Below are 26226 nucleotides of genomic sequence, written 5' to 3' on the forward strand. Positions count from 1 at the left end.
TATATATTGAAAGCATAACAGAAAAACCATAAGATAGAAACACGATACTGTCTGAAAATTTAAACTTTCGAAAGATGAGGTGACACGATGATACGAACAGGTTTTCCACAAAAGCAAGGACTTTACGACCCGAAATATGAGCGTGATGCATGTGGGATAGGTTTTGTCGCACAGATCGATGGTGTTTCGACTCATCAAATGATTGAAGATGCGATCACAATTTTAATTCGATTAGACCATAGAGGCGGTCGTGGGGCTGATGGCCATACGGGTGATGGTGCTGGTCTTATGTTAGAAATACCTGATGAACTATTTCGTCGCACGTGGAATGAGGTGCTACCAGAACGAGGAGAGTATGCTGTTGGAATGGTATTTTTACCTCAAGATAAAACGCGCCGCGACGAAATAAAAGCTATTTTTAACGGAGTAGTCGAGCGTGTTGGTCATCGTGTCATCGGTTGGCGCGATGTCCCAGTCGATGAACGTGTTATTTCTGAAAGTGCAAAGAGCAATAAACCTTATATTGAGCAAATTTTTATCAAGAAGTCGGAGTCAGTTGAATTAGAAGAGAAGTTTGAGCGTGACCTTTACTTGATCCGTAGAATTGTAGAGAAGAAAATCGAGGCTTTAGAAGAATTACAAGAAGGGCCGTTTTATGTTGCAAGTCTTTCTTCTAATACGATTGTCTATAAAGGGATGCTAAATGCTGAACAACTAGATCAATTTTATCTAGATTTAGCAAGTCCCTATGCGAAGACAAACTTTGGTATGGTTCATTCGCGTTACAGTACAAACACATTCCCGTCTTGGGAGCGTGCTCATCCGAATCGAATGATTATGCACAATGGTGAAATCAATACAATTACAGGTAATGTAAATTGGATGAAAGCGCGTGAGACAGCTGCGAAGTCACATGTTTTTCGTGAGCGTCATAAGGACCTTTTACCAGTTATTGATGAAACGTCAAGTGACTCAGGGATGTTAGACCAAGCATTTGAATATTTAGTCATGAATGGTCGTACGTTATCGGAAACGGCGATGATGATGGTTCCTGAAGCATGGGATTTAAATGATCAAATGAGTGATCCTGAGCGTGCTTGTTATGAATATTTAAGCTGTATTATGGAACCTTGGGATGGTCCAACAGCGATTGCTTATAGTGATGGGAAGAGAATAGGGGCGTCAATTGATCGTAATGGGTTAAGGCCAGCTCGTTATTACATTACAGATGACCGCCGAATCATTTACTCATCAGAAGTCGGAGTTTTAGATGTCGAGGCGGATCGAGTCGTTGAGAAAGGACGTCTAGGACCTGGTGACATGCTACTGTTAGACTTAGAAGAAAAAGAGATTTATTACAGTGAAGATATAAAACGTAAAATCGCAACTAAACACCCTTATCGTAAGTGGTTAAATGATTCGTTAGTCCAATTAAGTGGCTTACCCATGAACCGTGATCACGAGAAGATGTCAGATGAAACGTTACTTCAATATCAACTTGCCAATGGATTTACGAAAGAAGAAGTGATGAAAAATATATTGCCAATGGTTGAAGAGAAGCGTGACCCAATTGGCTCGATGGGTAATGATACGCCGCTTGCGGTATTATCTGAACAACCACAATTACTGTTTAACTATTTCAAACAGCTATTTGCCCAAGTGACGAACCCGCCAATTGATGCGATCCGTGAAAAATTGGTCACGTCAACGACTTCTTATTTAGGACCCAAGCCTAACGTATTAGACGATGGTCCAGAGCATTGTAAGCGTATAAGGTTATATACGCCAATCTTGAAAAGGTCTGAGTTTGATGCTGTAATTCATAACTCACGGAGCGATTTTCGTTTTGAGAAAGTATCAACGTGCTACCCAGTTAAAAATGGAGCAAAAGGGCTTGAGGCAGCTCTAGATCAGTTATTCAAACGAGTAGAAAGAGCGATTAATCAAGGCGTGTCGTTAATTATTTTAACTGACCGTAAGCTATCAGAAGACTATGTGGCGATTCCATCATTACTAGCTGTAAGTGGTTTGCATCACTATTTAGTAGAAAAAGGCTTACGAACAAAGGCAAGTTTAATCATTGAGACATCTGAAGCACGCGATGTTCATCAATTTTCAACATTAATCGGCTTCGGTGCAGATATGATTTATCCATACCTTGCTTATCAAACGATTGGGAAGTTAATTCAAGATGAGTTCATTAAAGACGTTTCAGTAGATGAAGCGTTTGATCATTACCGTGATGCCGCTACCTCTGGAATTGTTAAAGTCATGTCTAAGATGGGGATTGCGACGATTCAAAGTTATCGTGGCGCGCAAATTTTTGAAGCGATTGGTTTAAGTGAAGATGTGATGGAGAAATATTTTAAAGGTACCGCTTCAAAACTGGGCGGTATTGACTTAAAGACGATTGCTGAAGAGAGCTTAGAGCGTCACCGTCTGGCATTCTCACAGGTGGAAAATAGACTCCCTTCTGGTGGGGATATGCAGTGGCGTAGCGATGGTGAACATCACTCATTTAACCCGAAAACGATTCACACATTGCAACATGCTGCTAGAATGAACAGTCGTGAGAAATATGATCAATTTACTAATTTAGTAGAAAACGAGAAAGTCACCTATTTACGCGATTTATTAGACGTTAATTTGGAAGGAAAAGAACCGATTTCACTTGAAGAAGTCGAATCAGTTGAATCCATTTGGAAAAGGTTTAAAACCGGTGCCATGTCTTACGGAGCCTTAAGCCAAGAAGCGCATGAAATCTTAGCGGTTGCGATGAATCGAATTGGTGGTAAAAGTAACAGTGGTGAAGGTGGAGAGGACCCTGATCGTTTCACACCAGATGAAAATGGTGATAGCCGTCGCAGTGCGATTAAGCAGATCGCATCGGGACGCTTCGGTGTTACGAGCTATTATTTATCTAATGCTGAAGAACTGCAAATTAAAATGGCACAAGGTGCAAAGCCAGGTGAAGGTGGTCACTTACCAGGAAAGAAAGTTCACCCATGGATTGCAGACGTACGTAAATCAACGCCAGGTGTTGGTTTAATTTCACCACCACCGCACCACGATATTTATTCAATAGAAGATTTGGCTCAGCTCATTTACGACTTGAAGAAGTCTAACACGAGTGCAAGAGTTAATGTGAAGCTTGTCTCTAAGGCTGGTGTTGGTACGATTGCAGCTGGTGTCGCTAAAGGTAAGGCTGATGTCATTTTAATAAGTGGGTATGAAGGCGGAACAGGTGCTTCACCGAAAACAAGTATTCGTCATGCTGGTTTACCGTGGGAGTTGGGTTTAGCTGAGGCGCATCAAACCTTAGTGCTCAACAACTTACGAGAAAAAGTAAGACTCGAAACTGACGGGAAACTTATGACAGGAAAGGATGTCGTCAAAGCCGCGTTACTAGGTGCTGAAGAGTTTGGTTTCTCAACAGCTCCAATGGTTGTATTGGGTTGTATTTTAATGCGTGCTTGTCATTTAGACACTTGTCCTGTTGGTATTGCGACACAAGACCCTGATTTACGTAAGATATTTACCGGCCAAGCCGACCACGTCGTTAACTACATGCGTTTTATTGCTGATGAAGTACGTGAACTAATGGCGCAGTTAGGGGTCCGCTCTTTAGATGAAATGATTGGTCGTACGGACTTATTAAAAGTCCATCCACGTAAAGAAGCGCACCAAAAAGCGAATCAGCTTAACTTAAAGCCATTAATGCAACATTCTAATGATGAATGGAAAACACGTGAGCGTCCTGTTATTAATCGTTATGATGAAATCCATATCGATCAAACGGAAATTATTCCAAATGTTATGGAGAGTATCGAAAAGCAAAAGCCAACAACATTGCACTTACCCATTCGAAATACTGATCGAACAGTTGGTACTGAACTAGGTCATGAAGTAACGAAACGTCATGGTGAGGCAGGATTACCAGATGATACGATCAATCTTCATTTTACAGGTTCAGCTGGTCAAAGTTTTGGAGCTTTTTTACCTAAAGGGATTACGATGCATGTTACGGGTGATGCCAACGATTATGTTGGAAAAGGCTTATCAGGTGGTAAGATTGCGATTAAACCACACAACCCACCTTCAATTCATCGTATGGCTGAAACCATCATTGGTAATGTAACATTCTTTGGTGCAACAAGTGGTGAAGCTTACATTAACGGTGCAGCGGGTGAACGTTTTGCTGTAAGAAATAGTGGTGTCAAAGTCGTTGTTGAAGGTGTAGGCGATAATGGTTGTGAGTATATGACAGGTGGCCGTGTGGTGATCTTAGGTGAAATTGGTAAAAACTTTGCAGCCGGTATGTCTGGTGGGATTGCCTACATTTGGAATCAGGACTTAGAAGCTGTAAAAGAAAAAGCAAATCAAGATATGGTGTTATTTGAATCAATTGAGGAATCGGATGAATTAAATGAAATTAAACAAATGTTAGTAGATCACGTGGACTTTACAGGTAGTAAGCGCGCGAAACATTTGCTTAATAATTGGAGTGAGGCAGCTAGTCAATTAGTTAAAGTCATTCCAATTGAATATAAAGAAAAGCTCCTTAAAGAAAGAGAAGAACAAAAGCATATAAACAAAGTCGTTCAATAGATCACTTAAGGAGGTTAGAAGATGGGATATTTACGCGGATTTATGGAGTTTTCCCGAAAAGATCAGAAGATGAGAGATCCAATTGAGCGTATTAAAGATTGGGAAGAATATACGATTTCCTTAGATGAGGAAGACCTAAAACAACAAGGTGCTCGTTGTATGGATTGTGGTACACCATTTTGTCATACAGGTATTAGTTTTGACCAATCTGACATTGGCTGTCCTGTTAATAACTTTATTCCTGAGTGGAATGAATTAGTCAGTGAAGGGGACTGGAAGCACGCACTTGAAAGGTTAGAAGAAACGAATAACTTCCCTGAATTTACTGGTCGTGTTTGCCCAGCACCTTGTGAAGGCTCTTGTACGTTAGCGATTAATGATGACCCAGTTGCAATCAAAACGATTGAAAATGAAATTATCGAGCGTGGGTTTGAAGAAGGATGGGTTGAGGCTAACCCGCCAACCCATCGTACAGGTAAGCACGTTTGTGTCATTGGTTCTGGTCCGGCTGGCTTAGCAGCAGCAGACCAATTAAATCAACAAGGGCATTATGTTACTGTGTATGAGCGTGATGACCGTCCGGGTGGCTTATTAATGTATGGGATTCCAAATATGAAATTAGAAAAAGACACTATCGACCGCCGTGTGAATTTGCTTAAAGAAGAAGGTATAACATTTCAGTGTAATACAGAAGTGGGTAAAGATGTGACTTATGAACAGTTAAAAAAACAGCACGATGCCGTTATTCTATGTACAGGAGCACAAGAGCATCGTGATGTACCAGCTGAAAATCGCGATAGTAAAGGGATTCACTTTGCGATGGAATATTTAACTGAATCAACAAAGGCATTAGAAACAGACCCAGATGATGCTATGATTCATGCTCGCGGTAAAAATGTCATCGTCATTGGTGGCGGTGACACAGGAGCTGACTGTGTAGCAACCGCGCTAAGGCAAAAGTGCGCCCGCGTCGTTCAGTTCGGTAAACACCCAGCAAGTCCTGAAGAGAGAGATGAAGATAACCCGTGGCCATTGTATCCCATGACATTTAAATTGGATTATGGTTATCAAGAGTCTGTTGAAGCATATGATGAAGACCCGCGTAAGTATGAAATCTTAACCCAGGCCTTTGAAGCAGACGATCAAGGGCACGTGAAATCTTTACGTACTGTGCGCGTGGAGAAAGTAATAGAAGATGGTAAGTTAGTGACAAAAGAACTCCCAGGAACAGAAGAAATATGGAAAGCTGACCTAGTGTTAGTCGCAATTGGCTTTACAGGTCCAGAACGTGAAGTGTTAGAGCATTTTGGATTAAGGTTAGATGAACGGGGCCGTATTTGGACGATTGACGGGATGAATGATTACCGTACAAGTGAAGATCACGTCTTTGCAGCAGGTGATGCAAGACGTGGGCAAAGCTTAGTCGTATGGGCGATTCGTGAAGGGCGAGAAGTTGCTTTACAAGTTGGTGAATTTTTAAAAACGGAAGAAACGGCAAAACTTATATAAGAGAGAAGTTGGTGTCTTTAGAGGCATCAACTTTTTTCATCTATTGAGTGTGATTTTAAATGGAAATTAATGGGCGTTGATTTTTCTTTTTATTGGAAATTATTAAGTGATATGCGTACAATAAAATGTATTAGATGTGCGTAAAGGAGGACTTATTCATGGTCAATGAACAGATCGGTTTTATAGGTTGCGGTAAAATGGCCCAAGCTATTATTAATGGAATGATTCAATATGGTGGTTTAAACCCTAGTCAGATCCATGCTTCTGCGGTGAGTGAAGAAACGATTGATTATGTTAAAGATCAATTTGAGATCGATGTTGCGCGGGGAAATAAACGTGTAGCAAGTGAAAGTGACTTATTATTTTTAGCCGTGAAGCCTCACACATACCCGAATGTTATTGAAGAGATTAGAAAGCATATAAACCCTAACACGATCATTATTACGATTGCCATCGGAGTCCGTCTTAAGGATATAGAGCTTGCTTTTGGGAAAGAAACGAAAATTGTTCGTACTATGCCGAATACACCATCATTAGTCGGTGAAGGGATGACGGTGTATAGTCCGAATGAACATGTTACAGATGAAGAATTAAAATTAGTACATGATTTGTTTACGTTGTACGGTAAAGCGGATCAAGTAGATGAGAAGTTAATGGACGCAATCCCAGCTATAAGTGGCTCATCACCAGCGTATGGCTATATGTTTATCGAAGCTTTAGCTGATGGAGCGGTTAAACAAGGAATTCCACGTGAAAAAGCCTATCAGTACGCATCACAAGCGATACTAGGTGCAGCCAAAATGGTTCTAGAAACAGGTAAACACCCAGGAGAGTTAAAAGATGACGTTTGCACACCAGGTGGAGCAACCATTAAAGCTGTCGATGCTTTAGAGCAAAATGGTTTTAGAGGTGCGGTCATTCAAGCTATGGACAAATGTTCAGGGAAATAGTATATTTTATTAATAATGAATGGCTTGCCTTGTGCAAGCCATTTTAAATTCAAATCCCCCCCTAAGGAGGCCTCCTCTCATGATCGTGAAAGACATTTCATTATCACCTTACCATCTTAAACTATTAAGCTTAGCCAACCGCATCGATCCTTATCACGCAAAACACCAACTCATCAAAGACAGACTTAAACGCGAACAATCTGGTTACTTTGGTGAAACAAGAGTCCTCTACCCGCTGAATAAACTCACCTTCCAGAACTTCATTTTACATAATGTCCGACTTCAAACAGTTTCTTTAAATAAACATTTCCAAATGGATTTTATTTTAGTCACAAGAAACTTTATACTAATCATCGAATCCAAAAACTTCAGCGGAGAAGTCAATATGCATGAAGGATCCCACCAAATCTCCCATTACGACAAAGCATATGATGACCCCCTTAACCAAGTCACCGAACAAAAATTTCAGCTGAATAATTGGCTAGAACAGCGAGAGTATGAACACATTCCAATCGAAACCGTTGTCGTTATGACTAACCCAAACGTTCGGATGAAGATCCACCCATCGCACCAACAGCACATTAAGAAAATGATCCCAATCGCCAAACTCCCTGGATATATAAGGCGTATTCATGAACATTACAGCCACCCTATCTTATCGACCAGCTCCGCCAGGCAATTAGCTCAATTATTTAAACAATCGCATGAAGATTATGAGCCCGATATTTTGAACCATTTTGATATTTTATTCGATGGGCTACTACAAGGCGTGCGCTGTGAAAAATGCAAGTTCTTAACTATGGTAATGAATAACTTAAGGTGGAGATGTACGAAATGCGGGCATGTTTGCCGAGATGGCGTGCACACTGCTTTAAAAGATTACTATCTATTAAATGGGAATAGGATTACTAGTAGTGAGTTTATTCGTTTTACTGGAATCAACTCTCGACATACAGCAAGAAATATTTTGAATAAGTATGCCAGCAGTAAAGAAGGAAATAGAAGATCCACTATCTATTCACTAGATTTTGACTATGAAAAAGACTTTAACTATCTAAAAGAATGATAGAATCGCTCGAGAGGCTCAAACCCGCGCTTAAGAGGCTCAAACTCGAACTCGAGAGGCTCAAACCCGCGCTCAAGAGGCTCAAACCCGCGCTCAAGAGGCTCAAACCCGAGCTCAAGAAGCTCAAACCCGAGCTCAAGAGGCTCAAACCCGCGCACGAGAGGCTCAAACTCGATCACGAGAGGCTCAAACCCGCGCACGAGAGGCTCAAACCGGGGCTCAAGAGGCTCAAACTCGCGCTCGAGAGGCTCAAACTCGCGCTCGAGAGGCTCAAACTCGAACTCGAGAGGCTCAAACCCGAGCACGAGAGGCTCAAACCCGAGCTCAAGAGGCTCAAACCCGCGCTCAAGAGGCTCAAACCCGAGCACGAGAGGCTCAAACTCGAACTCGAGAGGCTCAAACTCGCGCTCGAGAGGCTCAAACTCGCGCTCGAGAGGCTCAAACTCGATCACGAGAGGCTCAAACCCGCGCTCAAGAGGCTCAAACCCGCGCACGAGAGGCTCAAACCCGCGCTCGAGAGGCTCAAACTCGATCACGAGAGGCTCAAACCCGCGCTCAAGAGGCTCAAACCCGCGCTCAAGAGGCTCAAACCCGCGCTCGAGAGGCTCAAACTCGCGCACGAGAGGCTCAAACTCGATCACGAGAGGCTCAAACCCGCGCTCAAGAGGCTCAAACTCGCGCTCAAGAGGCTCAAACTCGCGCACGAGAGGCTCAAACCCGAGCACGAGAGGCTCAAACTCGCGCTCAAGAGCCTCAATAAAAACCTGCCCGCGGGCAGGTTTTTACCTTTAACTTATTTCATAACAGAGGCGATCATCATTTTAGCGATATGACTAATTGCGCGTTCATCGACGTCAAACATCGGGTGGTGGTGCGGATAGTCAGCGCCGATATCAGGGTTTCCGCCACCGATCACGAAATAAACGCCTGGGACTTCTTCTTGAAAGTAGGCAAAATCTTCACTTCCCATTAAGGGTTCCATTTCTACAACTTTCTCTTCGCCGAAAACTTTTGCACCTAATTGAGCGATGCGTTCAGTCTCAATGGGGTCGTTATACATGGATGGACAGTCTCGAACATAATCAATTTCAAAGCTTGCGCCTGCTGCTTCACAGGTCATTTTCGTTATTTCGTGCATGGCTTGTTCAATCATGTCGCGCACCTCAGCACTATATGTTCTTACAGTCCCTTTAAGTATGGCTTTTTCAGGAATAATATTATGCCCTTCGCCGCTATGAAAAGAACCTACTGTTACAGCTGCAGAGTCCATTGGGCTGACGCGGCGGCTAACAATTTGTTGGAGGTTTGTCACTAGTTGGCTCCCTGTTACAAGCGCATCAACTGTCATATGTGGCATCGCACCATGACCGCCTTTTCCGTTCACTTCAATCACAAAATCATCTTGAGCAGATGATACATAGCCAGAACGAACGCCGAATTGGCCAACCGGAACATTAGACATGACATGAGCGCCATAAATAAGGTCGACACCTTCTAAACAACCATCATCAATCATCGGTTTAGCACCCCCAGGCGTCATCTCCTCACCAAATTGATGAACGAAAATAATCGTTCCAGGCACTTCATCTTTAAATTGACTTAAAACATTGGCTACTCCTAATAAAGCGGACGTGTGTACATCATGTCCGCACGCATGCATAACCCCATCAACCCGAGATTTGTAGTCAACATCTTTTTCATCTTGGATCGGAAGTGCATCAAAATCCGCACGTAAAGCAATCGTCTTACCAGGTTTGCCTCCGTGTAATATTCCGATGACACCTTGGCCACCAACACCCGTTTTCACTTCTAAATCTAGCTTGTCTAAATAAGCTGCTATTTTCTTTGGTGTTTCAACTTCTTGGTGTGAAACCTCAGGATACATATGGAGGTCTCGCCTAAATTCTACTAACTGTGGATGGATCGCTTCTAACTGTTGGAATAGTCTTTCAATCACAGGTCATTCCCCCCTAATTCTTTATCCCATTATAGCACCAAAAAGTCCCAAAATCATAAAATCATAAAAGTGTTGCAAGTGTACTATTAGATGTAGTACACTTAATACAGATGAGAAAGAGGTGATTGTTTGCATATTTTATTGAACCCGACAAGTAACAATCCCATTTATGAACAAATCATCCAACAAGTCAAAGAACGGATCCTCCAAGGTGTTGTCATTGCAGGGGATAAGGTTCCTTCAGTTAGGGAAATGTCTGCACAACTAACGGTCAACCCGAACACAGTAAGTAAAGCGTATAAAGAATTAGAACGAGAAGGGATTTTTGTAACTTTTCGAGGAAAAGGAACGTTCATAAGTGAGGATGTTCATGAACTGGTACAAGAAAGGGAAGTGAAACATTTGAAAGAGCAAGCGGAACAATTAGTCCAGTCAGCCAAACAAGCTGGCGTTTCAAAAGAAGAGATGAAAAGCTGGATCGATGAATTATTTCAAAAAGGCGGTGAAAGGCATGATTGAAGTAAAAAATGTGTCTAAGTCCATTCATAAAACGGATGTCCTTAATAATGTCCAATTCAATATAAGACCAGGCACGATTACAGGTGTTGTCGGTCGTAACGGTGCAGGTAAGACAACGTTACTTAGAATGATTTCAGGGATTATTAAACCTGATACTGGTGATATTTCTGTTGACAGTCAAGATATCTTTCAACAACCTCAAATTAAACAAAATATCGTCTTCGTCCCGGATTCAACTGATGCTTTAAAAACTTACACGATCAAAGAAATCGTGAAGTTTTATAAAGTCGTTTATCCAAACTTTGATGAAGATTATTACTTTTCATTATTAGATCAGTTCAAATTTAAAAAATCGGGTAAAATTAAACAACTTTCTAAAGGGCAAGAAGCGCTGTTCTCACTGATTTTAGCTTTCTCAACGAATTCTAAATACATTTTACTTGATGAACCGACAGATGGATTAGATGTCATCATTAAAAAAGAAATTTTAAAGTTTATTGCTGAGGAAGTCGCGAAAAAAGATGTGTCAATTATCATTTCCTCGCACCGTTTAGATGAGTTAGAAAAAATGGCAGATCATATTGTCGTTTTAAAAGACGGTTCAGTGGATTCAGAAATTGAAATGGAATCGTTGAAAGAACAATATAAAAAGATTCAAGTGGCTTATCAGGATCAATTCCCAGAGGACGTGTTACAAAATATCGAAGTGTTGAGCCAAAATGGTCGAGTTGGCATTGTATTGTTAGAAGCTTTAGATGAAGAGGGAGAAGCGATTCTTAAAAGCTATGAACCTATTTTATATGAAGAATTACCGTTATCGTTAGAGGATATTTTCGTTACGAAATTAGGAGGTGAGCTGTATGTTTCGTAAAGCATTATGGATGAAAGAGTGGAAGCATAACTCCTTAGTGTCATTTGGGTTGTTAATCGTTTATTTATTAGCATACGTCGCAACAGCTTTTATGCAGTTTGATACATGGCGTGTTTGGCAAAATCATCAGCCTGATCTTTGGGAACAAAGACAAGTCCATGAGATTAACAGCATTTTCGAACCGGGCTTTTTCGGAATGGTCGCAATACTGATCATCATTTTGTTAGCTGGATATTTAATTGGATTAGAGAGAAATACGAAGCGTCATGACTTTTCGTTGGCATTACCATTTTCAAGAAGAGAAATGTTTATGACGAAATATATCATGGGCCTTTTGGTCATATTAATCGGCTATAACGTATCTTATTGGTTGGCTTATTTTGCGATTTATCAGTCTGAGTTTAGCTCTTTATTAACTGAAGTGAACCATACCAATACGTATTGGATGCCACTTGTTGCTTACTTTGTGATTTATTCATTTGCGATGTTGATAGGAACGATCTCAGGTGAAATTAAATCACAAATAGCACTGACGTTCATCTTTTTAATCTTCCCACAAGGTATATTTATACTGGTTGGTCAATTTTTAGATGTTCATGGTGTTAATCTTGAGCTTAATATAGCTGAATGGGTATTCCAAGATCTCTTTTGGCTAAATTATCTTAATCAAATTTTCTTCGATCAATTAATCATTTGGATTCCAATCGTTGCAGGTATCATTTTCACAGTTATTGGCTTAATTATTTATGAAAAATCACCTTCTGAATATAGTGGTGAGTTCCTTATGTTCCGTTCACTTCACCCTGTATTCGCATTTGGAATTCCGTTTTGTAGTGCATTATTAGGCGGTTTATTTCTGTCTTCAATGCTATCGTACAATTCCCCAGATTCATTAAGCTTAATCCTATATTGGATTGGTTTCTTAGTGGCCTTGTTCTTCTCATGGATCATTACGAAGAGGTTACTTAATAAGTAATTGTTTATTTAAACTAGCGTCATGACGTGTGACGCTAGTTTTTTCATGTCTAAAATTAGTCATTTCCCCCTTTCTCGAGTATTTTTTCAGCAAAATTCACCAAATTATTCTTATATGCTCTAAAATATTAGTTCATCGGATATTCGTCAGCGCTTTTAAAAACAAGTATCCTTAACGTTATCTGTTTTAATAAGGAGGACTTTGTACAATGGCCTGGTATATAGGTTATTTTATCGTTTATTTTGGAATAGTCTTTGGATTTGGCATTTATTATTATTTTAAAGTTAAAGATTCCGATGACTATTTAATTGCTGGTTGGAATATGGGATTCTGGCCGATTGTGGGTACAATTATTAGTACGTTTTGTGGAGCGGCCGTTTTTATTGGTTGGGTCGGTATGGGCTTCACAGTTGGTATGTCAGGCTTTTTTGAGTTTGCGTTACCGGCTTATTTCTTTACATTGATTTTAGTTGTATTCTTTGCTAAACAGCTTAGGCGACAGAAGCTTTATACGCTGGCTGATTTATTTAGTGAACGTTTCGGTGGTAGGTTAGGGATTTTCCCATCAGTTTTATCAGCGCTAATATACTCTGTTCCGACATTAGCCTTACAAATTGTCGGTATGTCTACCGTATTTAATATTGCATTTGGTATGACACCTCAAACTGGAATCTTAGTGGCGTTTGCACTTATTTTAGGTTTTACAATTTTAGGCGGTTTACCAGCTACGATCATTACGGATGCACTGCAGTCGATTGTATTAACGTTAGGAATCATTGTATTATTTATTGCTAGCTTAAATTATAGTGGTGGGTTAGGTGAGGTTTTCGAAAATACACCAGCTCACTATTTAACGCCGTTTGGTGAACAAGGGGGGCTAGCTGTATTAATATTTGCTTTATCAGTTGGTCCGTTCTATTTAATTTGGCAATCAACCTGGCAGCGTATTTTTGCCGCGCGTACCGAGGAAATCGCCCAAAAAGCAGGCTTAACGGCGATTGTTATTGGTACAGCGATCTCAATATTACCTTATACAATTGGTGTTATGGCACGTCAATACGTCCCAAGTGATATTGACCCTGATTTAATCTTTTCTTATGTCACAGTTGAACTGTTACCACCATTTATCGGTGGACTCGTCTTAGTTGGTTTGTTATCAGCATTAATGACAGGTGCTAACTCATTTATTTTACAAGGTAGTTCGAACTTAACTCAGGATTTATATGCACGAATGATTAATCCTCATGCAGACAACCGAAAAATGATGTTTATTTCACGTTTAAGTGTTGTCATCATTTCTGGATTAGGTTTAATCATCGCATTTCAAGTTCAAGACATTGTGACGTTATATCAGTGGGCTTTAAGGCTATCTGCTGTTACACTAGTATTACCATTTTTAGCGATTATGTTCTGGCGTCGTGTTACAGTGGCTGGCGCATTATCATCAATGGTCATCTCAGGTATAGTCACGGTTATCTGGCCGTATATTAAACAAGGAGCGACAGATAATTTCGTGTCCTTAACTTCAGGAATCTTGTCGACAGAAACGATCAATATTATAACAGCATTTTTTGATGAGACGATTGTCGGGTTTTTAACTTCATTTATTGTGTTAGTCGTTGTCAGCTTATTAACAAATCATTCTCATGCAGAAAATGTTAAAGCAGTTTATAAGGAAGACTTTAACACGAGAGGTTAGTAGGAAAGGTGATGAATATGACCTACGATTTAATTATTTATAACGGTGAAATAATCACATTAGAAGATGAACTTCCACACATCAAAGCTCTAGGCATAGAAGACGGCACGATTACGAAAGTATGGACTGATGTCTTTGACTTTGAAGAAGTTACTTCAAAAAAGTGGTATAACTTAGAAGGGAAGACACTTATTCCAGGGTTTATTGATACGCATAACCACATTTTAATGTATGCGAAAATGAAAAGTCAGGTTTACTGCGGGTCACCAGCTAATAAAAATGTTCAAGAGTTGTTAGACACGATCGAAAATGAAACGAAAAATCAGAACTCGAATCAATGGATTATTGGCTTTGGCTATGACGATACGATGTTAAAAGAACAGCGTCATATAACCCGAGAAGAAATAGACAAAATAGCTCCAGATCATCCTGTTTTTATCCGTCATATTTCTGGGCATTTGGCTGTAGTTAATTCAAAAGCACTAGAAGTTAGTGGCATAAGTGATGATATAGAGGACCCTTCAGGTGGACATTTTGGAAGACATTCTAATGGTAAACTAGATGGTGTTTTATTTGAGTTACCAGTATTAGAAATGGTGATGCGTCATTTAGATCAATTAACTAAAGATGAATTGACACGGTTGATGATTGAAGCGTCTCGGGATTATATTAAACAAGGAATTACGACTAATACAGATGCTGCTGTTGGCCTAGATGGTGGCTATAGTGAGTATGAAGAGCATATTCGTGCTATAACACACCCTGATTTTAAATTGAAAATGCGTTACATGGTCATGGATGATGTGTTAAATGAAAAGCCTTTTGATGGTATGTCAGCAGATGAAGTCGATTCTTATATTAGCTTCCAATCCAATGGTCAAGCGCGTCTTGATAGTGCGAAGTTTTTCCAAGATGGGTCGATTCAAGGCTATACAGGTGCGCTTCGAGATGGCTATTATTTAGAGTCAGAACATAACGGGGCATTGATTCATGAGCAAGAGACATTAAATGAAATGTTCCAAAATGCTCATGATCGTGGCTTTAGAATAGCTTGTCATGGTAATGGTGATTTAGCAATTGACTCGATTATTCAAGCCTTAATTAAAGCCATTGAAAAGTTCACTCGTGAAGGACATCTTCACCGGATCGAACATTTACAAACGGCAAGGGAAGAGGATTTAAAACGAATGGCTGAGTACGATATTGCCGCCTCACTGTTTATTAATCATGTGTATTACTGGGGTGATCGGCACCGCGATATCTTTTTAGGACCTAAGCGAGCGGAAAAACTAGACCCATTAAACAGTGTACGTGAACATGACCTCTTATACACAATCCATTCAGACAACCCTATTACAGCTATATCACCGTTATTCTCAATTTGGGCTGCTGTCAACCGAGTGACACGTGATGGGCATGTATTAGGCGAAGCGGAGAAAATCGATGCCTTAGAAGCCCTTAAATCGATGACTTTATACGGTGCTCGATTAAATGATACAGAAGAGACAAACGGGTCAATTCAAGTTGGGAAGGAAGCGGATTTTGCAGTGCTTGATGAAAACCCATTAACGATTGATCCCATGAAAATTAAAGACATTCAAATAGAGCAAACGTTCATTGACGGAGAACCATGTATTAAGCAATAACAAAAAGATCCTAGGCCAAATTAATGGCCTAGGATCTTTTTACTCAAAGGCGTCTTTATTTTTCAATTTAATAATACGGTATATGTGACTCACGATTACTTTAGCAACGGCATAAGTCGGAACAGCAATAATCATTGCTAAAACACCACCGAATCGTGCGGCAAAGAGTAAGAGGAATATAATTGTAATCGGGTGGATTTGTAATTTCTTACCCATGACTTGTGGAGCAATTAAGTTACTCTCTAACTGCTGAATAATCACAACGATAATAATAACAAGTAAAGCTTGAAACGGTGACTCTAGTAAACCAACAATAACACCCGGAATCGTCCCAATCCAGGGTCCGATAAACGGAATGAAGTTCGTAAATAAAGCGACAACGGCTAAGATTAAAGCAAATTGTAAATCGATAATCGTATAACCAATATAGACAAGGATACCAACGAAACAGCTAACGATAATTTGTCCTTGGATATAAGAGCTTAACGCTTCATCCATCTCAATTAAAATACCTTCAACATCATCTTGATAACGTTTTGGTAAAAAACCAATCAATCGATTTGGCAGGCGCTTACCGTCTTTAAGTAAATAAAATAAAATAAACGGCACGACAATAATTGAAATTAAAATGTTTGCTACAACGCCTAAGTAATGCGTAATTTGAGATGCAATAGTTGAAAGGATGTTATCAATGTTTGCTTGCAAGCCTTCAAAAAACTCAGTGATCGCATCTTCTTCTGGTGATATTCTTGAGAACCAATCGCTTGCTTGAATGTTTAATAACATCTGATTAGCATCGTCAATAAGGTCTGGTAACGTATTGACCAAATTGTTAAATTGTCGTTGCAACTCTGGTGCAATAACCATTACTAAACCTGTAATAATTCCGAGTCCAGCCACAAACACTAACAAGACAGAGAGCGGCCGTGGTATGTATTTTGAAGAAAAATCAACAAAAGGTCGCGTTAAATAGTATAAAATCCCAGCAATAATAATAGGTATGAATAAGGTTTGAAAAAGAATGAAAATAGGCTCAAAAATAAATCGAACTTGTGTAGCTAAAAATATAATGAGCAAAATCAGAATAATCGCATATCCAACTCTAAACCATTTTCCATTCGGCATATACTCACCAACTTTCTTTGGCTTCTCTCTCCAATAATTTTATTTTAACTTAGCGGAAAAATTTGTGAAACTATTATCTTTCATTATAGCTAAATTTTTTACTGTATATAAGTTAAAAGTCTAAATAATTCGTATTTCTTTAATTTTTCTCAATTTTAGTGCATAATAATAATAAACAGAATATTCAAACTTTACACTGTGGGGTGGTGGCGATGCAATCAGTAAAAATGTTAAAGCCTTATTATGTTAAAAAGGATGAACGTTTTATTCGGGTTATCTTAGCGTTTCAGTATTTTTCAGTTGTCATGGATGAACAGCTATATCACTTTATTCCTTTAGAGGCAAGAGAGATTGTGATGGACCGTTATAACCGAGAAATTGTTAATAAACAGGACCAGTTTGTGTTTCAAAAAGGGGTCAACTATGTAAAATTACCACTCTATAAACTAATGAAGTTTGAATCGTTTGAAGAACAATTAAATAGTATAACAGATGAGTATTTTGATGAAGAGGCAAGAGTTAGTCCAACTGAAGTTGATTTAGTCATCTCACATTTAATTGAAGAGAATATTTATAGATTAATTGATCATTCTTTAAAGGATCGAGATGAGGAGAAGTTCCTAGAGTTAACGAATTACTTGTATTCTTCACCTGGTGAGTAGAGAAGAGGTAGTGGAATAACCTGTTGTCATAATAGAAATCCGAACAGTTCATTATAAATGAACTCGTTCGGATTTTTAGCTCTCATATCGCTGCGTCAAAATTGGATGAACGCTGATAAAAGTGGCCTGAGCGCTGATAAAAGTGCCTGAGCGCTGATAAATATAGCCCGAACGCTGATAAATATGCGCACATAAACAACGGGATGGTGTTGGCCATCCCGTTTTAACCGATCTCTCTTTATTCTTTGTTGAGGAATTCTTTTATCTCTTTTTTGCTGATCCCAGCATTTTTCGCTTCTTTCATCAGTTGTACCCACTCTCGGTCTAATATCTCTTTTGAACGAACACCTAATTTTTCCGTCCGCATTCCCCAATTCCCCCATTTAGATGAGGCAGCTTTGCAATCATAGGTTTCCCCTTAGATCAATAGCTTTGCGTCCCTTTCTTTCAAAAGGTTTGCCTTTTTCTACACCGAAAGTTTAACCTATTTCTATCTTATACTGAATGATAAAAGATGGGTAGTCCCTTTTCATCCAAAAATTTCTACAAAAAGGAAGTTAATTCTATACTATTGTCAATTAAGAGCTAAATTTCTTCATTTTTACTTAACCATTCATTGACTTCATCAAATATCGAGTTTTTAATTTCAGACTTTCGGGTTTCATACTGATCTATAATGTCATCTACAGCTTGTTCTGGTATGAGGTGGTCGAAAGCAGCAGCTTCCATATCTGCCTTTAGCTGATTGAACCGCTCATCAGCCTGCTCTTCAATTTCTGTCGCTTGGCGTTCATACTTTAAAAAATTCATACCCTGGGTTAAAATATTCTGCTCAGAGTCCACTTCTTCTAATACTTCATCTCTTAAATCTTCAATATCATGTAAGATCGATTGTTCAAGGTCTTCGAATTGCGTTTCGTATTGTTTCATTAAATTCGTTTCATTAAGGTTAACGACGTCTTCTGTATAAGAAGCTTCTAAGTAGTCTTCTTCGACAAATTTAGTAGTCGTTTCTTCATGTATTTCTAAATCGTTAGCTTCACCGTTATTAGGATTTTCTTCGTAAGAATGTAGATCAAAATAATGGAAGGTAAAGTGATACGTTGTATAAGCAATCATTAAAGTTAGAATTAATAAAGCTTTACGCATAGAGGACAACCTGCCTTTCTAAAAAGCATTGTTGCCCAATTTCTTGATAATTATACTTATGATTTTATAAAATATCGACAAAATATTCTAATATTTTTGATTTAAAGTTATTGGAGGAAAATATTGTAGGTATAAGGCCTGTTGCTTAAAAATGCTTTCATATAATATGCCAATCTTCGGTTCCTAATAAGATAGAATTATGCGACAATAACCCCCTAAGTATAAATTCATTTTTAAAAAGGGGAAGTTTTAGTGAGTGATCGGATTGATAAATCTTTAACTAGAAAGAAATTAGACAAAACACTCAAGCCGCATTGGGTTTGGGCGATTGCGTTAGGTTCATCGATTGGTTGGGCATCGTTTGTTATGCCAGCTACTTGGATGGGTGAAGCAGGACCATTAGGTGTTATATTAGGGCTAACGCTTGGTGCACTGTTAATGATTGTGATCTCAATAAGTTATGGTGTTCTTATTCGAAATTATCCTGTATCAGGTGGAGAGTTTGCTTATGCTTTTCTTGGATTAAGTCGACTGCACGCTTATATTAGTGGTTGGTTCTTAACGCTTGGTTACATATGTATCGTGGCTTTAAATGCAACTGCTTTTTCGTTAATGTTGAAGTTCATATTCCCTAATTTTATCGAACAAGTAAAAGTTTATGAGATCGCTGGTTGGGAAGTTTATTTAACAGAAATTTTATTAGCTACGATATTAATAGGTATTTTCACTGTCTTAAATATTCGTGGGACAACGATCTCAGGGCGTATGCAGTTTATATTCGTTGCTATTTTAATTGTAGGTGTACTAACGATTACAATTGGTATGACTTCAAGTGCTGAAACGTCATTTAGTAACTTAACGCCACTGTTCACACCTGAAATATCAGCATTAGCTGCGATTTTAACGATTGTCGCGATTGCCCCTTTTGCTTATGTAGGGTTTGACAATGTCCCGCAAGCAGCTGAGGAGTTTAAGTTTTCATCTAAAAAGGCGTTAACTTTAATTGTCTTAGCTATTCTATTTGCAGCGGCCATTTATTCATTAATGATTTTAGCAACAGGTGTAGCAGCACCATGGCAGGAAATATCACAAGCTAATCATGCATGGGGAACAGGATTTGTTGTTCAAGAAGTCTTAGGAACTGGCGGATTAATTGTCTTAGCTACAGCTTTAACCATGGGGATCTTTACAGGCTTGAATGGATTTTTAATTTCATCAAGTCGCGTGTTATTTGCGATGTCACGTGGAAAAGTATTACCTAAAGCATTTTCGAATTTACACAGTCGATATAATACACCCTATTTTGCGCTTATATTTGCTGCAGTGATCGCGATCATCGCACCGTGGTTTGGACGTGAAGTATTAGGTTGGGTTGTTGATATGTCATCTGTAGGTGTGTCAATTGCATTCTTCTATACGACATATACAGCTTATAAGTTGTTAAAGTGGAGTGAGCAAGATGAAGGGTATAACCCTGAGTTGCACATTGTCTCACCAGGTAAAAAGGTCGTCACATTACTTGGCATGATTGCGAGTGTGTCGTTCTTAGTATTGTTACTATATCCAGAATCACCAGCAGCTTTAGGAATGGAGTCAATCGTTGCATTACTGGTATGGATTGCGATTGGCGCTATATTCTACATGATTAGAAGAAAAGAGTTAGCTAAGTATACACGTGAAGAGTTAGCGTACTTAATTCTTGGAAAAGATCAATTTAAATTGAAGAAGGAAGAGGAGTAAAGCGAAGAGGACGAATTGAAAAGTAGTTATTTATAACGATTATCACATAATAATTATTATAAAAACTTGTTTAAAAAACGAAATAAACTATAGTTTATTTCAAGTTTATTAAAATTATTTTTCAATCGTGTAAACATTGTAAATGATATATAACTATAATAGAATGAAATTAACCTCGATCATAAAGGTTGATTAGACGCTATCTTTTTACTTTGACCATCTAATTTTTAGGTGGTCCTTTTTTTGTCTTATTACAAGATGGATTCAGAGTAGACTTAGACATTATAACCTCCAGCCTTCCTCCATTAGGACTTTAGAAAGACATGAAGCTATATAGAAATTATTATCGTAATATATTGATTAAAAAAACAGTTCTAAAAGTTATATTCATAACCCTTGGAACTGTTTTTGTTAGCAGTTAAAGTATAAACACTTGCCACTCTTTATAAATCTTTATCCTCATCTTCTCTTGATTTGCGTTCAACATAGTGTGAATCGATCTCTAAGTGCGTTCGCAATTTATTACTAATATCATCCAGATTTTCACCAAATAGTTCAAAGTAGTAAATATTATCGATCCACAAATCGTTTCCTTCTAGTTGATGCTGGTCAATATCAATCCCATCATTTCCTGTTACATATTCATGCAAACTAACGAGTTCATCAAAAGAGATGTTAGTCGTCATTCTTTCACCAATTGAATCAATTAATGAATTATAGCGTGTAATCGATGAAAATGATAACGTTTGATCAATGATTGAGTCTAGTAGCTCCATTTGGCGTTGGCCTCTTTCAAGGTCATTATCGAGCTGTCTCGTTCTAGCCATTGCAAGAGCTTCTTCGCCGTTAAGTGTCTGTTCACCAGGCTGAATAACAACTGTTCCTTGGTCAGTGCTATCAGTTTCTTCCAAGTAGTAAGGCACTTCAAAATCTACTCCACCTAACGCATCAACTGTATCGACGAAAGCCATGAAATCGAGCCTGACGTAATAATCAACCGGTACATCTAATAAGTCTTCAACGACTGATACAGTTTCATCAAGTCCTCCGAAACCATGCGTGTGGTTAATTTTATCTTTTGTATGCTGGTAGCTGACATCGACATATGAATCTCGCGGAATACTGACCATGTTAATCGAGAGGTCTTCTTTATTAAACGTAGCTAATACTAATGCATCTGCTAGACTCGAAGACCCAACTCTCGTATCGTTGTCATCAACCCCAATGAATAACATCGAAATGTTATCCTCACTCGGGTCAACGACTTCTTCTCTTTGTTCAGAATGATCACCCCGCCCAAGGTCCTCATATGAATCTGTTACAACTTGCTCTGCGCCTTGGTAGAGACTGTAAGCATAGTAAGAAACCCCACCGACCGCAATAAAGGCAGTTATTAAAAAACCAATCAACAGCTTTTTCTTTAAACTCATTATTTTATTCCCCTTTAAATCTCTACATCCTTTTCGATGTATTTCTCTTTGCCAAGTTGAAGCTTAACTTGGTCACTTGTAAAATCAATCATCCAATTTTTAAACGTGTCAACCTCAGAAGTCAGTACAAATACATGGAAATTAACTTGTTCAGCATAATCAATGGTTTCTATCAATTGATCATGGTTTCTTAGTTCGTTTTCTAACTTTCCTAACAGTCCATAATCAGCTGTTACTATGACTTCTTGCATAAGTGATCGCTTCACAACGCCGATATTTCGGATCGCTTCAGAAGTAGAATTAGAATAAGCGCGAATTAATCCTCCTGCTCCTAGTTTAATCCCGCCAAAATATCGTGTGACTACTACAGTCGTATCTTTCAAATTCATCTGTTTTAACACTTCAAGCATCGGAACACCAGCAGTACCACTTGGTTCACCATCATCATGGGCTTTTTGGATTAAATTTTGCTCACCGATCATGTAAGCTTGACAGTTATGGGCTGCATTATGATGTTCTTTTTTAATTTTTTGGATAAAAGCTTGTGCTTCTTCTTCAGTTTCGGTACGTTTAACATAACCGATAAAACGTGATTTTTGTATAGTTATTTCGTGGTTGCCTTCTTGTTTAATGGTTAAATAATGTTCTAGCATGACTAATAGCCCCCTAAACTATTATTATATATAAATGGCATTTAGTGGGCAATTATATAGACGTATTTTTTACTGTTTTCGTTACAAATTAATGATAAAATATACAAAATAAATCAAAACCCCCAAAAATGCTTGTATAAACAGCGAAGGCTATAGTTATAATGATGGAGGAATCACTATGTCTAAAGTATTAGAACAAGACCAAACCCTAGATAAAATTATCGAACAAATGGTTAATGTTGTTTCTAATAGTAAACAAGAGATTTTCGACCTTGGAGAGGATTCGCGTAAGCAACAGCAAGCGCTGGCTAAAGAAGTGATTCAGATTAGAAAAGATGTCAGCAAGATGATTAATGAAAATGATCAACTCGAAAAAAAGCTAAAATTAGCACGCCAACGTCTAACTCAGGTAAGCAAAAATTTCAATCAATTTTCAGAAGAACAAGTACAAAAAGCCTATAATGATACACATGAATTGCAAACGAAGCTAGTCGTACAGCGTCAACAAGAAGTCGGTTTAATTAAGAGGCGTGATGAGTTAGAACACCGGATTCGTTCATTAGATCAAAGTATAGAACGAACAGAAAATGTCATGAGTAAGATTAATGTCGTACTGAATTATTTAACAACGGACTTAAAAGACGTCAATAAAGCATTAACATCAGCGAAGGAAAAGTATGACTTTGGCCTACAAATCATTGATGCTCAAGAAGAAGAGCGTCGGAAGCTATCACGTGAAATTCATGATGGTCCAGCTCAAATGTTAGCTAATGTAATGATCCGCTCTGATATCGTGTCGAGAACCATCCGTGATCATGGTGTTGATGAAGCATTAAAAGAAATGAAGGATGTTAAAGAAATGGTGCGGGGTGCTTTATACGAGGTTCGAAAAATTATTTATGATCTTAGACCCATGGCTTTAGACGACTTAGGATTGGTTCCAACATTAAGAAAATATTTATCTACAATTGAAGAATATCACGACATTAAGGTTGAGTTTAAATCATTTGGTGAAGAAAAAAGATATGCTCAAAAATTTGAAGCGGCTGTATTTCGTCTGATACAAGAAGGGGTTCAAAACGCAATCAAACACGCAGCTACAAGCTTAATTCGAGTACGCTTTGAAGAATCATATAATAAATTGAACATCCATGTGGTTGATGAAGGCAAAGGATTTGATATGACTGAAACAAAAGATGACTCATTCGGATTAACCGGCATGCGTGAGCGAGTCGATATGCTAGATGGTGAAATGAATATCAAATCGAAGAAGGATGAAGGTACTAGGATCACCATATCATTACCTATTATATATTAATCAAAGCTATATTTTACATGAAACAGTACCTACATGATTGAAATTGTAGTATAATTGAAGTTATATTTATACGGGGGATAAAAGAGCGGCTTGAGTAACGATTTGGATTGAAGGAGGAGTAACATGCCAACAAGTATCGTACTGATAGACGATCATAAGCTGTTCCGTGAAGGGATTAAGCGTATATTAGAATTTGAAGAAGGTTTTAACGTCGTTGCTGAAGCAAGCGATGGTTCAGAAGCTTTAGCCGTCATAGAAGAAAATCAACCAGATATTGTCATTATGGATATTAATATGCCAGGTGTTAATGGGGTTGAGGCAACCAAGCAATTAATTGACCAATATAATGAACTGAAAGTAATCATACTTTCAATCCATGATGATGAATCTTACGTTACACACGCTCTTAAATCAGGTGCTTTAGGCTATATGCTTAAAGAAATGGATACAGATGAGTTAGTGAATGCCATTAAAGTAGTTAGAAAAGGTGGCTCTTACATTCATCCGAAAGTGACACATAATTTAATAAAAGAGTACCGCCGCTTATCAACAGCAGGTGGGAATGGTAGTGAAGCTGCATTTGAATATATCGAATATCGTAAACCCCTTCATCTACTTACTCGCCGTGAATGTGAAGTCTTACAACTGATGACAGATGGCCGCAGTAATCGCGGGATCTCAGAAGACCTTTATATCAGTGAGAAAACAGTCAAAAACCATGTCTCCAACATTTTACAAAAAATGAATGTGAATGACCGCACACAAGCTGTTGTCACAGCCATTAAGAATGGTTGGGTACAAGTTAGATAAAAGCTATATTGAGAGAGTTTAGGACAAAAAAGCTGTCATAATAGAAAATCCGAACGAGTTCATTTATGATGAATCGTTCGGATTTTTGCATGTCGTTCCCGCGACATTAAAAGTAGCCTGAGCGCTGATAAAAGTAGCCTGAGCGCTGATAAAAGTAGCCTGAGCGCTGATAAAAGTAGCCTGAGCGCTGATAAAAGTAGTTCGAGCGCTGATAAAAGTAGCCTAAGCGCCGATAAAGTAGCCCGAACGCTGATAAAATGATCTGCTCAGAGTCAACTGCTCAACTTACACAAGGCATCAAATGCTCGTATTTCACCAACACTTGACCTGTTTTTTCTCACGCCTTTATTTACATTAGTAGCTGAACGACTTGTGACAGAATTAAAATTATCGATGCAAAATACAAGCTGTTGTTGTAAAATATGTTCAAGAGGAGGTAGATGTTATGAAAACAGCTGTTTTAACTGATAGTACGGCATACATACCTCAAGAACAATTAGATCAGTGGAATATATATATGGTGCCGCTCAGTGTAACGTTTGGTGATGAAAGCTATCGTGAATTATTAGATATTACAACAAAAGAATTTTATGAGAAAGTAGAAGTAGAAAAAGAATTACCCAAAACAAGTCAACCATCAGTAGGTGATTTCACAACAAAGTTTGAAGAAATCGCGGAGAACTACGATACAGTTATTTCTATCCATTTATCAAGTGGAATAAGTGGAACGTATCAAGCTGCCGTTTCAGCAGGTGACATGATCGAAGGATTAGAAGTTTATCCGTTTGACTCTGAAATAAGCTGTATGGTACAAGGATTCTACGTCCTTGAAGCAGCGAAAATGGCACAAGATGGAGCGACGCCAGATGAAATATTAGACCGACTAAAGGTAATGAAAGAAGATATGAAAGCCTACTTCATGGTTGATGACTTAAGTCACTTAGCACGAGGCGGCCGCTTATCAGGTGCACAAGCCATGGTCGGAAGCCTACTACAAGTTAAGCCATTATTACACTTTGAAGATACGAAAATTGTCCCATTCGAAAAAATTCGTACAAGCAAAAAAGCTTATAAACGAATGGAAGGGCTACTTCAAGAGGCTGCAGATCAAGCAGAACAACTGAAAGCTGTCATCATTCATGCAGAGCGATTAGAGACAGCTGAGAAATGGAAAGCCGAACTTGAAGAGAAATATCCAAACGTCGACTTTACGATTAGCTACTTTGGCCCCGTAATCGGCACACACCTTGGCGAAGGCGGAATCGGCCTAGGCTGGTATAAAGTTAAGTAAAAGGTGCGCAGATGAGACGAGCTCATCTGCGGATTTTTTATGTTGCGAGCGAGCGCTGATAAATTGGGTTCGAGCGCTGATAAAATTGAGTGAGCGCTGATAAAGTTGAGTGAACGCTGATAAAACAAGTCTGAGCGCTGATAAAAGTTGCACGAGCGCTGATAAAATGGACACGACTAGTCAAGTCCTTAGTTATGTGTAAAAGTTGATACAAGTTTTTAAACCATTTATTGGTAGAAGGTATAAT

Annotated in this window: 21 protein-coding genes and 1 riboswitch; of the genes, 15 read left to right on the plus strand and 6 right to left on the minus strand. The window is 38.8% G+C overall.

The features are described from left to right. The first annotated feature begins 87 nt into the window (after positions 1-87). The 5 genes from gltB to ABDZ63_RS00160 all read left to right on the plus strand — a co-directional run bounded on the left by gltB (position 88) and on the right by ABDZ63_RS00160 (position 8966). Positions 88-4608 carry a glutamate synthase large subunit gene (gene gltB, locus ABDZ63_RS00140; RefSeq protein ID WP_343780831.1) on the plus strand — a complete coding sequence of 1507 codons (4521 nt, stop codon included), beginning with the start codon at positions 88-90 and terminating at the stop codon, positions 4606-4608. Positions 4609-4629: 21 nt separating this feature from the next. Continuing rightward, positions 4630-6117, plus strand: coding sequence for a glutamate synthase subunit beta (locus tag ABDZ63_RS00145; protein ID WP_343780833.1), 1488 nt, complete (start codon positions 4630-4632; stop codon positions 6115-6117). Between the two features lie 158 nt (positions 6118-6275). Continuing rightward, complete coding sequence (proC, locus tag ABDZ63_RS00150; protein ID WP_343780835.1) at positions 6276-7067, plus strand: pyrroline-5-carboxylate reductase; 792 nt, start codon at positions 6276-6278, stop codon at positions 7065-7067. A gap of 79 nt (positions 7068-7146) precedes the next feature. Further along, entirely contained in the window at positions 7147-8133 is a 987-nt protein-coding gene (locus ABDZ63_RS00155; protein WP_343780837.1) for a nuclease-related domain-containing protein, read from the plus strand. Next, positions 8130-8966, plus strand: coding sequence for a coiled-coil domain-containing protein (locus tag ABDZ63_RS00160; protein WP_343780840.1), 837 nt, complete (start codon positions 8130-8132; stop codon positions 8964-8966). The genes ABDZ63_RS00155 and ABDZ63_RS00160 overlap by 4 nt, the downstream gene beginning before the upstream one ends. Here ABDZ63_RS00160 and ABDZ63_RS00165 read toward each other — a convergent pair. Then, positions 8927-10090, minus strand: a complete 1164-nt coding sequence (locus ABDZ63_RS00165) for a M20 metallopeptidase family protein (protein WP_343780843.1) — start codon at positions 10088-10090, stop codon at positions 8927-8929. The genes ABDZ63_RS00160 and ABDZ63_RS00165 overlap by 40 nt on opposite strands. Positions 10091-10219: 129 nt before the next feature. On the opposite strand from ABDZ63_RS00165, the gene ABDZ63_RS00170 reads away from it, so the two are divergent. The 5 genes from ABDZ63_RS00170 (at position 10220) to ABDZ63_RS00190 (ending at position 15801) form a co-directional block, all read left to right on the plus strand. After that, the gene (locus ABDZ63_RS00170) at positions 10220-10609 is read left to right on the plus strand and encodes a GntR family transcriptional regulator (protein ID WP_343780845.1); all 390 of its coding nucleotides are present in this window, start codon (positions 10220-10222) and stop codon (positions 10607-10609) included. After that, on the plus strand, positions 10602-11480 hold the full coding sequence (locus ABDZ63_RS00175; RefSeq protein WP_343780847.1) for an ABC transporter ATP-binding protein: 879 nt from the start codon (positions 10602-10604) through the stop codon (positions 11478-11480). Before ABDZ63_RS00170 ends, ABDZ63_RS00175 begins: the two co-directional genes overlap by 8 nt. Then, entirely contained in the window at positions 11470-12456 is a 987-nt protein-coding gene (locus tag ABDZ63_RS00180) for an ABC-2 transporter permease (RefSeq protein WP_343780849.1), read from the plus strand. Before ABDZ63_RS00175 ends, ABDZ63_RS00180 begins: the two co-directional genes overlap by 11 nt. Before the next feature lie 208 nt (positions 12457-12664). Continuing rightward, positions 12665-14155: a sodium:solute symporter family protein gene (locus ABDZ63_RS00185; protein WP_343780851.1), complete on the plus strand. Its 1491-nt coding sequence runs from the start codon at positions 12665-12667 to the stop codon at positions 14153-14155. 11 nt (positions 14156-14166) lie between these two features. Beyond that, entirely contained in the window at positions 14167-15801 is a 1635-nt protein-coding gene (locus ABDZ63_RS00190; protein ID WP_343780853.1) for an amidohydrolase, read from the plus strand. 39 nt (positions 15802-15840) lie between these two features. Here the strand turns inward: ABDZ63_RS00190 and ABDZ63_RS00195 are convergent, their stop codons facing one another. Next, the gene (locus ABDZ63_RS00195) at positions 15841-16926 is read right to left on the minus strand and encodes an AI-2E family transporter (protein ID WP_343780855.1); all 1086 of its coding nucleotides are present in this window, start codon (positions 16924-16926) and stop codon (positions 15841-15843) included. A gap of 212 nt (positions 16927-17138) precedes the next feature. On the opposite strand from ABDZ63_RS00195, the gene ABDZ63_RS00200 reads away from it, so the two are divergent. Then, entirely contained in the window at positions 17139-17588 is a 450-nt protein-coding gene (locus tag ABDZ63_RS00200) for an IDEAL domain-containing protein (protein ID WP_343780857.1), read from the plus strand. 238 nt (positions 17589-17826) lie between these two features. On the opposite strand, the gene ABDZ63_RS00205 is transcribed toward ABDZ63_RS00200, so the two are convergent. Further along, positions 17827-17955: an anti-repressor SinI family protein gene (locus tag ABDZ63_RS00205; RefSeq protein WP_343780860.1), complete on the minus strand. Its 129-nt coding sequence runs from the start codon at positions 17953-17955 to the stop codon at positions 17827-17829. Between the two features lie 21 nt (positions 17956-17976). Then, positions 17977-18059: riboswitch (cyclic di-GMP riboswitch) on the minus strand. Between the two features lie 114 nt (positions 18060-18173). Beyond that, on the minus strand, positions 18174-18737 hold the full coding sequence (locus ABDZ63_RS00210; protein ID WP_343780862.1) for a hypothetical protein: 564 nt from the start codon (positions 18735-18737) through the stop codon (positions 18174-18176). A 252-nt stretch (positions 18738-18989) separates the two neighbouring features. Between ABDZ63_RS00210 and ABDZ63_RS00215 the strand changes: the two genes are divergently transcribed. Then, the gene (locus ABDZ63_RS00215) at positions 18990-20477 is read left to right on the plus strand and encodes an APC family permease (RefSeq protein WP_343780864.1); all 1488 of its coding nucleotides are present in this window, start codon (positions 18990-18992) and stop codon (positions 20475-20477) included. 443 nt (positions 20478-20920) lie between these two features. Here the strand turns inward: ABDZ63_RS00215 and ABDZ63_RS00220 are convergent, their stop codons facing one another. Beyond that, complete coding sequence (locus ABDZ63_RS00220; protein ID WP_343780866.1) at positions 20921-21907, minus strand: LCP family protein; 987 nt, start codon at positions 21905-21907, stop codon at positions 20921-20923. Positions 21908-21921: 14 nt separating this feature from the next. Next, the gene (locus ABDZ63_RS00225; protein ID WP_343780869.1) at positions 21922-22560 is read right to left on the minus strand and encodes a YigZ family protein; all 639 of its coding nucleotides are present in this window, start codon (positions 22558-22560) and stop codon (positions 21922-21924) included. Positions 22561-22738: 178 nt separating this feature from the next. Between ABDZ63_RS00225 and ABDZ63_RS00230 the strand changes: the two genes are divergently transcribed. From ABDZ63_RS00230 to ABDZ63_RS00240, 3 genes are all read left to right on the plus strand, one after another. Beyond that, entirely contained in the window at positions 22739-23878 is a 1140-nt protein-coding gene (locus tag ABDZ63_RS00230) for a sensor histidine kinase (protein WP_343780871.1), read from the plus strand. 123 nt (positions 23879-24001) lie between these two features. Next, on the plus strand, positions 24002-24688 hold the full coding sequence (locus ABDZ63_RS00235) for a response regulator transcription factor (protein ID WP_343780873.1): 687 nt from the start codon (positions 24002-24004) through the stop codon (positions 24686-24688). A gap of 445 nt (positions 24689-25133) precedes the next feature. Continuing rightward, on the plus strand, positions 25134-25979 hold the full coding sequence (locus tag ABDZ63_RS00240; RefSeq protein WP_343780876.1) for a DegV family protein: 846 nt from the start codon (positions 25134-25136) through the stop codon (positions 25977-25979). Positions 25980-26226: the final 247 nt, after the last annotated feature.

Source organism: Alkalibacillus silvisoli, from assembly GCF_039521975.1.
GTDB lineage: Bacteria > Bacillota > Bacilli > Bacillales > Alkalibacillaceae > Alkalibacillus > Alkalibacillus silvisoli.